We start from the raw sequence: 13,873 nt of genomic DNA, 5'->3' as shown, positions 1-13,873 counted from the left end.
GCCGGTGGTGCCCTGTGGTTAAGCTTCTCGTGCGCGCCTCAATCGCCCGCTTCCCCCGTGGCAGGCGATCGGGGCGCGCCCTAACGTCGAAGGGCCCGCACGCTCCAGCGTGTGGGCCCTTCTCCGTACCCGGCGACCGTCGGAGGCGGCCCCGCGCCGTGCGCGCGGGGCCGCCTCCGACCGGGGTCGCCGTCGGTCAGATCCAGCGGCCGTCGAGCCACATCCGCGCCGACCACTCGGCGTACGGCAACAGCTCGGCGACGAAGATCGGATAGAAGTACGCGAAGCAGAGCGCGACCAGCAGCACGTACGCCCCGACGACCACGCCACCGACCAGCCGCCGGTCCGCGGTCGCCTCGGGCGGCACGGTGACCCTGTCGTCGGGGGGGCCGCCCGGGGTGGCGATCGCGCCCAGCACGTAGGTCACCGCGAGGACCAGGAACGGCACGGCCGGCGCGGCGTAGAAGGAGAACATCGTCCGGCCGCCGTCGATCGCGAACCAGAACCAGGGCCCCAGCCCGGCCGCGACGACGAGCAGGATCGCCCCGGCGCGCCAGTCCCGACGGGCCAGGCCCAGCCAGGCGAGCGCGGCCAGCGCGGGCAGGAACGACCACCAGAGCAGCGGCGTGCCCAGCAGCAGGATCTCCTCGGCGCAGGACGGCGCACCGCAGCTGCCCTCGCCGGTCCAGTGGAAGGCGACCGGGCGGCCCAGCAGCAGCCACTGCCACGGCCACGACTGGTATTTGTGCGGCTCGTCCAGCGTCGAGTGGAACCCGTACGCGGCCTTGTGGTACTCGAAGAGGTTGACCAGCGGCCCGATCACCGGGGTGTCGCTGAGCGGGGCGTTCGGCCAGCGGGACGCGTCGACCACCCGGTAGTAGCCCTCGTCGCCGATCAACCAGCCGGACCAGGTCGCCACGTAGGTGACGACCACCAACACCCCGGCGACCGCCATCCAGGGCACCTCGTCCAGCGCGGTGTCCCGCCACGGCCGGCGCACCCCCGCGGAGCGGCGCACCCCGACCTCCCAGAACAGCACCAGCAGCGCGAACGCCGGCACGAAGTAGAGCGCGCTCCACTTCACCGCGCAGGCGCAGCCCAGCAGCACCCCGGCGGCGAACCGCCACCACGGCCAGTTCCGCCAGCCACCGGGCGGACGGCCGGCACGGCCGGGCCGGGTCGGATCGAGCCCGGCGTCCAGGGCCCGTGCCCAGCGCCGACGCCGGGCGTCCCGGTCCAGCACCAACGCGCCGAACGCGGCGAGGACGAAGAAGAGCAGGAAGATGTCGAGCAGCGCGGTGCGGGACAGCACCAGATGGAAGCCGTCCAGCGCGAGCAGCAGCCCGGCGGCGCAGCCGAGGACGGTCGAGCGGAACAGCCGCCGGCCGATGCGGACCAGCAGCAGCACCGACAGCGTGCCGACCAGCGCCGCGGAGAACCGCCAGCCGAACGCCGGCGCGGTGGTGATCAGGTGCCCGGGGACCGAGATGCCGTGCTCGGCGTCGGAGTAGCCGAAGGCCCACTCGCCGAGCCCGATCAGCCACTTGCCCAGCGGCGGGTGCACCACGTAGGACGGGCCGCCGTCCTTGTAGTTCCACTCGACGCCCTTGGTGACCAGCCCCCACGCGTCGCGGGCGTAGTAGACCTCGTCGAAGATCTTGCCGGGCGGATGGCTCAGACCGACGAACCGGAGGATCGCCGCGATCGCGACGATCACCCCGGTGGCGAGCCAGGAGCGTTTGTCGAGCCGGGCGTCGACGGTGGCCAGGCGCCGCCGGACGACGCCGGGCAGCCCGCCGTCGGATGACGCGGACTCGTCCACGGGGTCACCGGAGACCGTCACGGTGGGCTGCCGCGGATCGTGGTCGCCGGGCTCGGACTGTGGTTCAGGTCCGGTCCGGCCGTCGGTGTGCGCTGTCGACGCCTGGGTCACCTGGCGATCGTAGGCTGCGAAGGTGGTCGGTGGCGCCCGTCGTCCCCGAATGCGGACCAACGTCGATGAAGGAGCACCAACTCGTGGGTGAAATGTCCGACACCGGGCGCCTGATCCTGCTGGGCGCGCCGCTCGGTAACCCCGCCGACGCCTCGGCGCGGCTGCGTACGGTGCTCGCCAGCGCCGACGTGGTCGCCGCCGAGGACACCCGGCGGCTCACCCGGCTGGCCCGGGACCTGGACGTGACCGTCGAGGGCCGGATCGTCTCCTACTTCGAGGGCAACGAGGAGCGGCGTACGCCGGAACTGGTCGAGGCGCTCCTCGCCGGCTACGTGGTCGCCCTGGTCACCGACGGCGGCATGCCGAGCGTGTCCGACCCCGGCTACCGGCTGGTCCGGGGTGCGCTGGACGCCGGGGTGCCGGTCACCGCCGCGCCCGGCCCGAGCGCGGTGACCACCGCGCTGGCGCTGTCCGGGCTGCCCAGCGACCGGTTCTGCTTCGAGGGCTTCCTGCCCCGCAGCCCGAGCGGTCGCCGTTCCCGGTTGCGCGCTCTCGCCGCCGAGGAGCGCACGCTGGTGCTCTTCGAGGCGCCGCACCGCATCACCGGCGCGCTCGCCGACCTGGCCGCCGTGTTCGGCTCGGACCGGCCCGCCGCGCTCTGCCGGGAACTGACCAAGACCTACGAGGAGGTGGTCCGCCGGCCGCTCGGCGAACTGGCCGACTGGGCCGCCGAGCAGGAGCCGCGCGGGGAGATCACCCTGGTGGTGGCGGGCGCCCCGGAGACGCCGGCCGAGCGGCCGGACGACGACACGCTGCGCGCGGCGGTCGCCGACCGGGAGGCGGCCGGGATGTCCCGGCGGGACGCGATCACCGATGTCGCCACCGGGTACGGGCTGCGCCGCCGCGACGTCTACACCGTCGTCCACCGCTGAGGTGTAAGGAAGGGCCCCCTATTAACGCCTCGCGTAGAGGAAGGGCCCCTTGTTAACACCGGACGGGCGGTTCACGGGGCGGTGGCGGCGTCGGACCACAAGATCCACAACACCGGTGCTCCGTGTGAAGCTCCGTCTGTCCTGCGTCGGGTGCCCCCACGAGTCACACACCGCGCCCCTGAGCGGGCCATTCGTTTGCGCAGATCCGCAGAACCAGATGTCCGGCGTTAATAAGGGGCCCTTCCTATGCGCGAGGCGTTAATAGGGGGCCCTTCCTTACTCACCAGGCGGCGGTGAGGAAGCCTGCGGTGATCAGCAGCGGCCCGGCCAACCCGGCGGCGACCGCCCAGCGGCGGGCCCGCGGGTCGGCGAGCCGGGCGGCACCGGTCCACCGGACGATGCCCACCCCGCAGCCGAGCACCGCCACCAGGCCGAGCAGCCAGCGCAGGTGACCGGCCGCGCCGGTGTCCACGTACGCGGTGCCGCCCTCCGGCCCGGTCATCCGGGCCGGGACCAGGGCGCCCGGCTCAGCCCGGTCCCCGGACAGGCCGCTGATCGTCACACCGTGCGCGGTCCACCCCTGCGTGTCGGCGGCGAAGTTGCCCCGGCAGCGTTGGTCGAGCCCGCTGCCGGTGCACTGGTAGACGGCCACCCGCCCGGATGTGCCGTGCCCGACCGCCAGCCAGAACGGCGCCGCGCTGACCCACGCGAAGAAGGCCGCCGCCAGGCTCAGCCCCACCAGTGCGGCCAGCCCCGGCAGCGGGTCCGGGGGATGCGGCCGGCGGGTCGGTCGGGCCGGTCGCCACCGCAGGACCCGGACCAGCAGGTGGTCGACCGGGGGCTCCTCGCGGACCGGCGTACCGTCCCAGTGGACCTGCTCGATCGGGGCCCAGGGCGCGTCGTCGGCGTCGGCGTGCGTACCCCCGCCGGCGGCTCGCCCACGGCGGTGCCGGCGCAGCGGGACGCGGCGCGGCAGCGCGTCGGCCGGTGCCCCGGTGGTCGGCTCGACCTCGACGCCGGGTTGCGGGTCGACCGGCGATTCCGGCGGTGCCGCCGGGACCGGCCGGGGTAGTGGCGCCGTGCCGCCACCCCGGACCGGCGGTCCGACGGGGTCCCGACGTCCGCCCGCCGGCGGCCCGGAGGGACGCTCGTCATGGTCCCGTGCCGTTCGTCTGCCACTCACGGTGACCATTGCACACCGCTGCGCGACCGTCGGCGGGCAGGCGGACCGCGTGTCGGCGACAAACCGGACCAACGGCGACCCGGGTGGACCCGACCCGGCGGCCCGGCCGGCCTATTGGTTCGCGGCCGTCCCCGGCGGGTCACTAGGCTTGCTGGTCATGAGTCACGTTCTCGCGGCGGTAGCCTGGCCCTACGCCAACGGCCCGCGCCACATCGGCCACGTCTCCGGCTTCGGCGTTCCCTCCGACGTCTTCGCCCGGTACATGCGGATGGCCGGTCACGACGTGCTCATGGTCTCCGGCACCGACGAGCACGGCACGCCGATCCAGGTGCAGGCCGACGCCGAGGGGGTCAGCCCGCGCGAGCTGGCCGACCGCTACAACCGGGTGATCGTGGAGGACCTGCACGGGCTCGGCCTGTCCTACGACCTGTTCACCCGCACCACCACCGGAAACCACTACGCGGTGGTGCAGGAGCTGTTCGAGGGGATGTACCGCAACGGCTACATCGTGCCGAAGACGACGATGGGCGCGATCTCCCCGTCCACCGGCCGGACGCTGCCCGACCGCTATATCGAGGGCACCTGCCCGATCTGCGGCTACGACAGCGCGCGCGGCGACCAGTGCGACAACTGCGGCAACCAGCTCGACCCGGTCGACCTGATCAACCCAAAGTCGAAGATCAACGGGGAGACACCGAAGTTCGTCGAGACCGAGCACTTCTTCCTCGACCTGCCGGCGCTGGCCGACGTGCTGCGGCGCTGGCTGGACGGCCGGGAGGGCTGGCGACCCAACGTGCTGCGGTTCTCCAGGAACCTGCTCGACGACCTCCAGCCCCGGGCGATCACCCGCGACCTGGAGTGGGGCGTGCCGATCCCGCTGGACGGCTGGCGGGAGCGCGGCGACAAGCGCATCTACGTGTGGTTCGACGCGGTGATCGGCTACCTGTCCGCCTCCGTCGAGTGGGCCCGCCGCAGCGGAGACCCCGAGGCGTGGCGGAAGTGGTGGTCCACCGACGGCGAGGGGAAGGACTCCCGGGCCTACTACTTCATGGGCAAGGACAACATCGTCTTCCACTCGGTGATCTGGCCGGCGCTGCTCGCCGGCTACTCCGGCGAGGGCGCCAAGGACGGCGAGCCGGGCCGGCTCGGCCGGCTCAACCTGCCCACCGAGGTGGTCTCCAGCGAGTTCCTGACCATGGAGGGCCGCAAGTTCTCCTCGTCCCGCCGGGTCGTCATCTACGTCCGCGACTTCCTGGAGCGGTACGACGCCGACGCGCTGCGCTACTTCATCGCCGTCGCCGGTCCGGAGAACAACGACACCGACTTCACCTGGGCGGAGTTCCTCCGCCGCAACAACGACGAGCTGGTCGCCGGCTGGGGCAACCTGGTCAACCGGTCGATCTCGATGGCGGCGAAGAACTTCGGCGCGATCCCGGAGATCGACCCGGCCGGTCTCACCGAGGCCGACGAGGCGCTGCTCGCGGTCGCCCGCGCCGGGTTCGCCACCGTCGGCGACCTGATCGCCCGGCACCGGCAGAAGCAGGCCATCGGCGAGGCGATGAAGGTCGTCGCCGAGGCCAACCGCTACCTGTCCGAGCAGGCGCCGTGGAAGCTCAAGGACGAGGCGGACAAGCCCCGGATGGGCACCATCCTGCACGTCGCCCTCCAGGTGGTCAGCGACGCCAACACGCTGCTGACCCCGTTCCTGCCACACTCCGCGCAGAAGGTGCACGAGCTGCTCGGCGGCACCGGCGTGCACGCTCCGATGCCGCAGATCCAGCAGGTCGACGACCTCGACGGCGGCCCGGCCTACCCGGTGCTCACCGGCGACTACACCGTCGGCGCGCGCTGGGAGTCGGTGCCGGTGGAGGCCGGTCGACCCCTCGCCGCGCCGAAGCCGGTCTTCCGCAAGCTCGACCCGTCCATCGTCGACGAGGAACTGGCCCGCCTCACCGGCTGACCGTCGGCACGCCGGGGTCCGGGGGGCGACAGCCCCCCGGACCCCGACGGTACGGCGGTGCGTCAGGCGCGGGCCATCGCGGGCGAGCCGATGAACTCCAGGATCGCCTTGTTCACCTCGTCGGCGTTCGTCCACGGCGTGCCGTGCGGGGCGCCCTTCAAGGTGATCAGTTGGCTGCCGGGCAGCATCGGCGCCAGCCGGGCACCCGTCTTCGGGTACGGCAGCACGTTGTCCTTGTCGCCCTGCACGATCAGCACCGGCACGTCGATCCGGGCCACGTCCGGGCGGAAGTCCTCCTGCCAGGCGTCCACCGAGTCGTGGGTGCCCTTGGCCGAGGCGCGGGCCCCGATCTCCCAGTGCCCCCGGAACGCTTCCTCGCTGACCAGCTTGCCCTTGTTCTCCGAGTAGTTGAAGAACGCGTCGCAGAACTGGGTCAGATAGGCGAACCGGTCCTCGATGATGGCCTTCTGGAAGCCCTCGAAGAGGCTCTTCTCGACGCCCTCGGGGTTGTCCGGGGCCTTCCCCAGCATCGGCGCCAGCGGTGCCAGCATGACCGCCCGCTGCACCCGGTCCGAGCCGTACGCGCCGAGGTAGCGGGTCACCTCACCGGTGCCCATCGAGTGGCCAACCAGGACGACATCCCGCAGGTCCAGTTCGGTCATCAGCACGTCCAGATCGGCCGCGAACGTGTCGTAGTCGTACCCGAACGTCGGCTGCGCCGAATTGCCGTAGCCGCGCCGGTCGTACGTGATGACCCGGTAACCGGCGTTCAGCAGTGCCCTCGTCTGCTTCTCCCAGGTCGCCCCGTTGAACGGGAAACCGTGGATCAGCACGATCGGCTGGCCGGACCCGTGGTCCTCGTAGTAGAGGTCGATCGGCGCGGAGTTCTCCGTCCCCACGGTGATGAAAGGCATGCGTCACTCCTGAGCTCGGACTCCATGTTCCGGTCGCACGACGCTTTCCCGGGGCACCTGGCGGTATGCGCGGCCCGGTAGCCCGATGTCAGAGGTCGTACGGGTGGTCCACCACCCGGTCGTCGACCACCTCGGCGCCCGGCGCCCAGGCCTCGTAGACACCCCGTTCCTGACACTGTGCCCCGGTTTCGGCCACCGAATCCGGATCCGGCCGGCACAGCCGCAGCCGCAGCCAGCCGGCCTCCTCCCGGAGTACCAGGCAGGACACCCCCCGCCACCGCGCGTACCGCAGTCGACGGACGGCCGAGTCGACCGGGTACCGGGCCGCCCGGGTCATCGCCAGTACCCGGAAACCGCCCGGCAGGTCCGCCACCGCCTCGTACTCACCGCCGGCGTAGCCGCCGACCAGCTGGGTCGCGCGCGGCGCCTCCCCGGTCGGCACGTACTCCTGGTCCGGGGAGAGCCCCGGCACCGCCGCCAGCAGGTGCCGCCACTGCGGGCCCACCATCCGCAGCCAGCCGCGCTGCTCCGCCTGGTAGGTGTACAACACCACCTCGGTCCCCTCGGCCGGGTACGCGAGCAGGGTGGCGTTCGCCGGCATCGGCAGGTCCGCGAAATCGCGGGTGACGAACTCGGGGATCAGCTGGCTGTTGCTCGGCACGAAACCGGTGCCCAGCACCGCCGCGCCGAGCCGGTCGCGGGGTGCCAGCCGGGTCAGTCCGGCGTACTCCGGGCCGGCCGGCACGTCGTAGTCGGTCGGGTCGGCGGCCCGCCAGCGCAGCGCGTACGTCACCTCGGAGCCGTCGCGGGCCCCCGCGCCGTCGCCGCGCAGCACCGCCGTCGTCGCCGGCGTACGCAGGTGCGCCACGTCGTGCTCGCGGTAGCAGAAGCCGTGCGGCAGCCACCCCCGAACGTAGCCGGCGAGTTGCCGGGCGGAGAGCACCTTCACCATCCGGGTGCCCCGCCGGATCGTCGCCGAGGCGCGGACCGCGCCGAGCAGCGGATCTCCCGCCGCCGTGGGCTGCTGGGCGAGCTGGTGCACGTCCCGCCAGCCGCGCTCCCGGTGCAGCGGCACCAGTAGCGGGGTGTCCGGCTCCTCGGCCGGTTCGCCCGCCCCGTGTACGGCGCTGACCTCGGTGACATGCGCGAACCGGCGCCAGGGCAACGCGCCGCCGGGCCGGGGCGCCCATTCGAAGCCGGCCACCTCGTCCGCGCTGAACAGCTCGTACGCCGAACCGCGGGCGATCTCCTCGGCCGGGTACACCGCACCGCCGTAGGCCACGTGCAACCCGGTCCGCTCGTCGGCGGACCCGCCGGTCCGGGGGGTGACGCTCATTGCGGCGAGGCTAGGCGGGTGCGACGTAGCGCGGGTGAACGTCGAGTGGCCGCCGGATGGACACGCTCGGTGTGTGATGCTTGCCGCGATGAGCGAGCCGAACGAGACCCGCAAGCAGCGCGCCGCCCGCCGGGCCGGCGAGTTCCCGCCCGCCCCGGAGGCGCTGCCCCGTCCCGTGCTGGACAGCCACACCCACCTCGACATCACGGTCAGCGAGGCCGGCGTGCCCGGCGGCGGTCCCGCCGACGACCCGGTGGCGGCGGCGATCGAGGTGGCCGCCCGGGTGGGCGTGGACCGGCTGGTCCAGGTCGGCGTGGACGTCGACTCCTCCCGCTGGGGCGCCACCGTCGCCGCGACGTACCCGGCGGTGGTAGCGACCGTCGCACTGCACCCCAACGAGGCACCCCGACTGTCCGACCTGGACGAGGCGCTGCGCGAGATCGAGGCGCTCGCCGCCGGCGACCGGGTCCGCGGGATCGGCGAGACCGGGATGGACTTCTTCCGGACCGGCGACCAGGGGCGGGCCGCGCAGGAGGAGAGCTTCCGGGCGCACATCGACATCGCCAAGCGGTACGGCAAGACCCTGGTGATCCACGACCGGGACGCGCACGCCGACGTGCTGCGCATCCTCGACGACGAGGGCGCGCCGGACACCGTGGTGCTGCACTGCTTCTCCGGCGACGCCGAGTTCGCCGCCGAGTGCGTGCGCCGGGGATACCTGCTCAGCTTCGCCGGCACCGTCACCTTCGGCAGCGCCACCGCCCTGCGCGAGGCCGCCGCCCTGACCCCGCCGGAGCAACTACTGGTGGAGACCGACGCGCCCTACCTCACCCCGATGCCGCACCGCGGCCGGCCCAACGCGTCGTACCTGATCCCGCTGACCGTACGGTCGCTGGCCGCCACCACCGGCACCGACCTGGACACCCTCTGCGCCGCCATCTCCACCAACGGTGACCGCGCGTTCGGCCCCTGGTGAAAGGAAGGGCCCCTTATTAACGCCTCGTGTTGTACAAGGGGCCCTTCCTAACACCGCACCCGAGCCGCATACGCTACCGGGTGTGACCGGTCTCCTCGGCCCGGCGGAGATCCGGGACCTCGCCGCCCGCCTCGGCGTGACGCCCACCAAGAAGCTCGGCCAGAACTTCGTGCACGACCCGAACACGGTGCGCCGCATCGTCGCCGCCGCCGGGCTCACCCCGGACGACGTGGCGCTGGAGGTTGGCCCCGGGCTGGGGTCGCTCACCCTGGGCCTGCTCCCGGTCGCCGCCCACGTGCACGCCGTCGAGATCGACCCGACCCTGGCCGGCGCCCTGCCGGAGACCGCGGCCCGGCACACCGGCTCGGACGCCGCCCGGCTCACCGTGCACCGGGCCGACGCGCTGCGGGTGACCGCCGCCGACCTGGCCGGCCCGGCACCGACGGCGCTGGTGGCGAACCTGCCCTACAACGTCGCGGTCCCGGTGGTCCTGCACCTGCTCGCCGAGCTGCCCACCCTGCGGCACGGCCTGGTGATGGTGCAGAAGGAGGTCGCCGACCGGCTGGTCGCCGGTCCCGGCTCCAAGGTGTACGGCATCCCGTCGGTGAAGCTCGCCTGGTACTCCCACGCCCGCGCCGCCGGCCGGGTGCCGCCCAACGTTTTCTGGCCGGTACCCAACGTCGACTCCGGCCTGGTCGCCTTCACCCGCCGGGAGCCGCCCCGTCCCGACGTACCCCGGCAGCGGGTCTTCGCCGTGGTGGACGCGGCCTTCGCGCAGCGACGCAAGACGCTGCGCGCCGCGCTGGCCGGCTGGGCCGGCGGCGCGGACCGGGCGGCGACCGCCCTCACCGCGGCCGGCGTCGACCCCGGCGCCCGGGGGGAGTCGCTGACCGTCGAGCAGTTCGCCGCCATCGCCGCGTCGGCTCCGGCCGCCGCACCCGCCGCCGGATAGGCTGTGCGCCGTGCCCGCGCAGGGCCCCGCAGGTGTACGCGTACGACCTGGTCGAGGGCCGGCACGAGCCGCCCGCAGACGCCGAGGAGCTGATCGTGACCGAGCCGTTCGACATCCGTCCACGCCACCGGGACGTCGCTCCGTGACCGAGGCGTGGCGACCGGACGACGAGGACGACCCGCGGCGGCGCGGGGCCAGCGGACCGGTCAAGGTCCGGGTGCCGGCCAAGGTCAACCTGCATCTCGGGGTGGGGCCGTTGCGCCGCGACGGCTACCACGAGCTGAACACCGTCTACCACGCGATCTCGATCCACGACGAGCTGACCGCCCGGCGGGGCGACACGCTCACCCTGACCATGGAGGGCGAGGGCGCCGGCGAGCTGGCCCTCGACGACTCCAACCTGGTGATCCGGGCCGCCCACGCCCTGGCCGGTTACGCGGGCGTCCTCCCGCACGCCCGCCTGCACCTGCGCAAGCAGATCCCGCTCGCCGGCGGACTGGCCGGCGGCAGTGCCGACGCCGCCGCCGCGCTGGTCGCCTGCGACACCCTGTGGGGCACCGGGCTGTCCCGCGACGAGCTGGCCGGGATCGCCGCCGACCTGGGCTCGGACGTGCCGTTCCTGATCCACGGCGGTACGGCGTTGGGAACCGGCCGGGGCGAGGCGGTCAGTCCGGTGCTGGCCCGGCCCACCTCCTGGCACTGGGTGGTGGCGCTCGCCGACGGCGGGCTCTCCACCCCGGCGGCGTACGCCGAACTGGATCGGCTGCGCGCGGCCGGCGCCGCCGGTGAGCCGCTGGGCAGCACCGACGCGCTCTTCGCCGCGCTGCGCCAGCGGGATCCGCGGGTTCTCGCCGCCGCCCTGGGCAACGACCTCCAGGACGCCGCCCTCGCCATGCGCCCGTCGCTGGCGGCCACCCTCAAGGCCGGCGAGGCCGCCGGCGCGCTGGCCGGCATCGTCTCGGGCTCGGGACCGACCTGCGTCTTCCTGGCCCTCGACCAGGCCGACGCCGCCCGGATCGCCGCCGAGCTGGACACCGCCGGCGTCTGCCGGGACGCCCGGGTGGCCCACGGCCCGGTCCCCGGCGCCCGCGTCGTCTGACCCCCCACCCCCCACCAACCCCGTTGATCAGGGGTTGACCGGTCATCTGTCGGCGTGTCGACACGGCAACCCCTTGATCAACCTCGTGGGGGCGGGGTGGGCGGGGTGGGGCGGGTGGGCGCGTACGCTGGGGGCCAGGCGTCCTCAGGTGCTGCCGGCACCGGGACGCCTTGATCATGGGAGGTGTGCGGTGGCCAACATCGTCAACCTGGACCGGGTGTCCAAGGGCTACGGCGCCGCCGGGCCGCTGCTCACCGACGTCTCGCTGGGGCTGGACGACGCCGACCGGGTCGGCGTGGTCGGCCTCAACGGCGCGGGGAAGTCCACCCTGCTGCGGCTGCTGACCCGCGGCGAGGACCCGGACGACGGCCGCGTCACCCACCGCCGTGACCTGCGGGTCGCCTGGCTCCCGCAGACCCTGCACCTCTCCCCGGACGCCACCGTCCGCGACGTCGTCCTCGGCACCGAGTGGCTGGCCGAGAGCATGGGCGCCGAGCACGAGTGGGCCGGCGACGCCGGCGTCCGGGCGATCCTCGACGGCCTTGGCATGCCCTACCTCGGGCTGGACCAGCCCGTCGGCCCGATGTCCGGGGGCGAGCGCCGCCGGGTCGCCCTCGCCGCGCTGCTGGTCCGCGAGTCCGATCTGCTGATTCTCGACGAGCCCACCAACCACCTCGACGTCGGCGGCGTCGACTGGCTGGCGAAGCACCTCCTCGGCCGCAAGGGCGCGCTCGTCGTGGTCACCCACGACCGGTGGTTCCTCGACGCGGTCTGCACCACCACGTGGGAGGTCGCCGACCAGACCGTCCGCGCGTACGAGGGCGGCTTCGCCGCCTGGACCCTGGCCCGGGTGGAGCGGGAACGCGTCGCTGCCGCCACCGAGGCCCGCCGGCAGAACCTGCTCCGCAAGGAGATCGCCTGGCTGCGGCGCGGTCCGCCGGCCCGGACGTCCAAGCCGCAGTTCCGCATCGACGCGGCGAACGCGCTCATCGCGGACGTGCCGCCGCCGCGTGACACCATGTCGCTGCAACGGCTGGCCACCGCCCGGCTCGGCAAGCAGGTGTACGACCTGGAGCACGTCCGCCTGCACGCCGGCCCGAAGACCATCCTCGACGACACCACCTGGCAGGTCGGGCCCGGCGACCGGATCGCCATCCTCGGCGCGAACGGTGCCGGCAAGACCACCCTGCTCCGGATGCTCGCCGGTGTCACCCGCCCGGACGGCGGCCGGTTCGCCGTCGGCTCCACGGTCCGGCCCGCGTTCCTCTCCCAGGAACTGGCCGAACTCCCCGGGCACCTGCGGGTGCTGGAGGCCGTCGAGGAGGTGGCCCGCCGGGTCCAACTGGGCGACCGGGAGATCTCCGCGTCCCAGCTCGCCGAGATCTTCGGCTTCGACGACCGGCGGCTCTGGACTCCCGTCGGCGACCTGTCCGGCGGCGAGCGGCGTCGACTCCAGATGCTCCGGCTGCTGGCCACCGAGCCGAACGTGCTCCTGTTCGACGAGCCCACCAACGACCTGGACACCGACACCCTCGCCTCGCTGGAGGACCTGCTCGACTCCTGGCCGGGCACGATCATCGTGGCCAGCCACGACCGTTACCTGATCGAGCGGGTCGCCGACGCGGTGTTCGGCATGTTCGGCGACGGCCGGCTGGTGCACCTGCCCGGCGGCGTCGACGAGTACCTGGCCCGCGCCGCCGGCCGGCTCGGCCCGGCGGCGGCGTCCGCGACACCGGCCGCCACCGGAGAAACCCCCGCCGCCGGCGGCATGTCCGCCGCCGAGGCCCGGCAGGCCCGCAAGGAGCTGACCCGGCTGGAACGCCAGATCGGCAAGCTGGAGCAGCGGGAGGCGACGCTGCTCGACCAACTGGCCACGCACGCCACCGACTACGCGAAGGTCGCCGACCTCGACGCACAGCTCAAGGAGGTACGCGCCGAGCGGGAGCGGACCGAGGAGACCTGGCTGACCCTCGCCGAGGAGGTTCCGCCGGTCTGACCGGGTCACCCGCCACGCGCGGGGGGCCGTGTGCGGCGTCACACCTCGACGTGCGGGACAATCGAGCGCGACCCTCACCCGAACGGCGTTGGAGATTCAGACATGGCGCACACCCCCGTCAACCACCCCGCGCGGCCGATCTTCCGGGCGATCGGCGGGCTGACCGGTCTGTACCTGGTGGCCTTCGGGGCGCTCGGCATCATCGCGAGCGCCGGCGGCGACCTCTTCGCCCAGGACGACACCCGGGTCCTCGGCCAGGGCACGAACCTCGGCTTCTCGCTGCTCAGCATCCTGCTCGGCGGCGCGATCCTCGCCGGCACGGTGATCGGGCGCAACCTCGACGTGCTGATCAACCAGTGGCTGGCGTACGTCGTGATGGCGGTCAGCCTGGCCGGCCTGGCCTTCATCCGCACCGAGGCGAACATCTTCAACTTCAGTGTGGTCACCGTGATCGTGCTGATGGTGATCGGCCTGGTCCTGCTGATGGTCGGCATGTACGGCAAGGTCGGCACGGACGACGAGCGGGAGGCCTGGGAGAAGGCCCGCCTGGTGCTCTGAGTCCGTCCGCCCCTCCGATTCCTCCCGGAGCCCG

At 73.4% G+C, this 13,873-nt stretch carries 11 protein-coding genes; 7 read left to right on the top strand and 4 right to left on the bottom strand.

All coding sequences use genetic code 11. The features are described from left to right. Positions 1-196 precede the first annotated feature (196 nt). Positions 197-1,933 carry a dolichyl-phosphate-mannose--protein mannosyltransferase gene (locus tag D7223_RS21130; protein ID WP_120730134.1) on the bottom strand — a complete coding sequence of 579 codons (1,737 nt, stop codon included), beginning with the start codon at positions 1,931-1,933 and terminating at the stop codon, positions 197-199. 65 nt (positions 1,934-1,998) lie between these two features. Here D7223_RS21130 and rsmI point away from each other — a divergent pair, with 65 nt between their 5' ends. Continuing rightward, the gene (gene rsmI, locus D7223_RS21125) at positions 1,999-2,865 is read left to right on the top strand and encodes a 16S rRNA (cytidine(1402)-2'-O)-methyltransferase (protein WP_420330332.1); all 867 of its coding nucleotides are present in this window, start codon (positions 1,999-2,001) and stop codon (positions 2,863-2,865) included. 280 nt (positions 2,866-3,145) lie between these two features. On the opposite strand, the gene D7223_RS21120 is transcribed toward rsmI, so the two are convergent. Continuing rightward, on the bottom strand, positions 3,146-4,057 hold the full coding sequence (locus D7223_RS21120; RefSeq protein ID WP_238162138.1) for a hypothetical protein: 912 nt from the start codon (positions 4,055-4,057) through the stop codon (positions 3,146-3,148). Between the two features lie 148 nt (positions 4,058-4,205). Here D7223_RS21120 and metG point away from each other — a divergent pair, with 148 nt between their 5' ends. Further along, positions 4,206-6,008, top strand: a complete 1,803-nt coding sequence (gene metG / locus D7223_RS21115) for a methionine--tRNA ligase (protein ID WP_120730206.1) — start codon at positions 4,206-4,208, stop codon at positions 6,006-6,008. 62 nt (positions 6,009-6,070) lie between these two features. Here metG and D7223_RS21110 read toward each other — a convergent pair whose 3' ends face one another. Both D7223_RS21110 and D7223_RS21105 read right to left on the bottom strand, forming a co-directional pair. Beyond that, positions 6,071-6,922 carry an alpha/beta fold hydrolase gene (locus tag D7223_RS21110; RefSeq protein WP_120730133.1) on the bottom strand — a complete coding sequence of 284 codons (852 nt, stop codon included), beginning with the start codon at positions 6,920-6,922 and terminating at the stop codon, positions 6,071-6,073. A gap of 88 nt (positions 6,923-7,010) precedes the next feature. Next, on the bottom strand, positions 7,011-8,258 hold the full coding sequence (locus tag D7223_RS21105) for a hypothetical protein (RefSeq protein ID WP_120730132.1): 1,248 nt from the start codon (positions 8,256-8,258) through the stop codon (positions 7,011-7,013). A 76-nt stretch (positions 8,259-8,334) separates the two neighbouring features. Between D7223_RS21105 and D7223_RS21100 the strand changes: the two genes are divergently transcribed. The 5 genes from D7223_RS21100 (at position 8,335) to D7223_RS21080 (ending at position 13,839) form a co-directional block, all read left to right on the top strand. Continuing rightward, the gene (locus tag D7223_RS21100; RefSeq protein WP_120730205.1) at positions 8,335-9,234 is read left to right on the top strand and encodes a TatD family hydrolase; all 900 of its coding nucleotides are present in this window, start codon (positions 8,335-8,337) and stop codon (positions 9,232-9,234) included. Positions 9,235-9,316: 82 nt separating this feature from the next. Next, the gene (gene rsmA, locus D7223_RS21095; RefSeq protein WP_120730131.1) at positions 9,317-10,186 is read left to right on the top strand and encodes a 16S rRNA (adenine(1518)-N(6)/adenine(1519)-N(6))-dimethyltransferase RsmA; all 870 of its coding nucleotides are present in this window, start codon (positions 9,317-9,319) and stop codon (positions 10,184-10,186) included. Positions 10,187-10,328: 142 nt separating this feature from the next. Beyond that, positions 10,329-11,285: a 4-(cytidine 5'-diphospho)-2-C-methyl-D-erythritol kinase gene (locus D7223_RS21090; RefSeq protein ID WP_120730130.1), complete on the top strand. Its 957-nt coding sequence runs from the start codon at positions 10,329-10,331 to the stop codon at positions 11,283-11,285. Positions 11,286-11,475: 190 nt separating this feature from the next. Continuing rightward, a complete protein-coding gene (locus D7223_RS21085; protein ID WP_120730129.1) occupies positions 11,476-13,281 on the top strand; it encodes an ABC-F family ATP-binding cassette domain-containing protein in 1,806 nt (601 codons plus the stop codon). Between the two features lie 102 nt (positions 13,282-13,383). Continuing rightward, complete coding sequence (locus D7223_RS21080; protein ID WP_120730128.1) at positions 13,384-13,839, top strand: DUF4383 domain-containing protein; 456 nt, start codon at positions 13,384-13,386, stop codon at positions 13,837-13,839. Positions 13,840-13,873 lie beyond the last annotated feature (34 nt).

Source organism: Micromonospora endolithica, assembly GCF_003626595.1.
Lineage (GTDB): Bacteria > Actinomycetota > Actinomycetes > Mycobacteriales > Micromonosporaceae > Micromonospora > Micromonospora endolithica.
This window is presented reverse-complemented; position numbering and strand designations above follow the sequence as displayed.

Excerpts from the sequence above, each read along its gene's own strand:
- D7223_RS21100 (WP_120730205.1), top strand. The coding sequence starts at position 8,335 with ATGCTTGCCGCGATGAGCGAGCCGAACGAGACCCGCAAGCAGCGCGCC.
- D7223_RS21105 (WP_120730132.1), bottom strand. The coding sequence starts at position 8,258 with ATGAGCGTCACCCCCCGGACCGGCGGGTCCGCCGACGAGCGGACCGGG.
- rsmI (WP_420330332.1), top strand. The coding sequence starts at position 1,999 with ATGAAGGAGCACCAACTCGTGGGTGAAATGTCCGACACCGGGCGCCTG.
- metG (WP_120730206.1), top strand. The coding sequence starts at position 4,206 with ATGAGTCACGTTCTCGCGGCGGTAGCCTGGCCCTACGCCAACGGCCCG.
- D7223_RS21110 (WP_120730133.1), bottom strand. The coding sequence starts at position 6,922 with ATGCCTTTCATCACCGTGGGGACGGAGAACTCCGCGCCGATCGACCTC.
- D7223_RS21080 (WP_120730128.1), top strand. The coding sequence starts at position 13,384 with ATGGCGCACACCCCCGTCAACCACCCCGCGCGGCCGATCTTCCGGGCG.
- D7223_RS21120 (WP_238162138.1), bottom strand. The coding sequence starts at position 4,057 with ATGGTCACCGTGAGTGGCAGACGAACGGCACGGGACCATGACGAGCGT.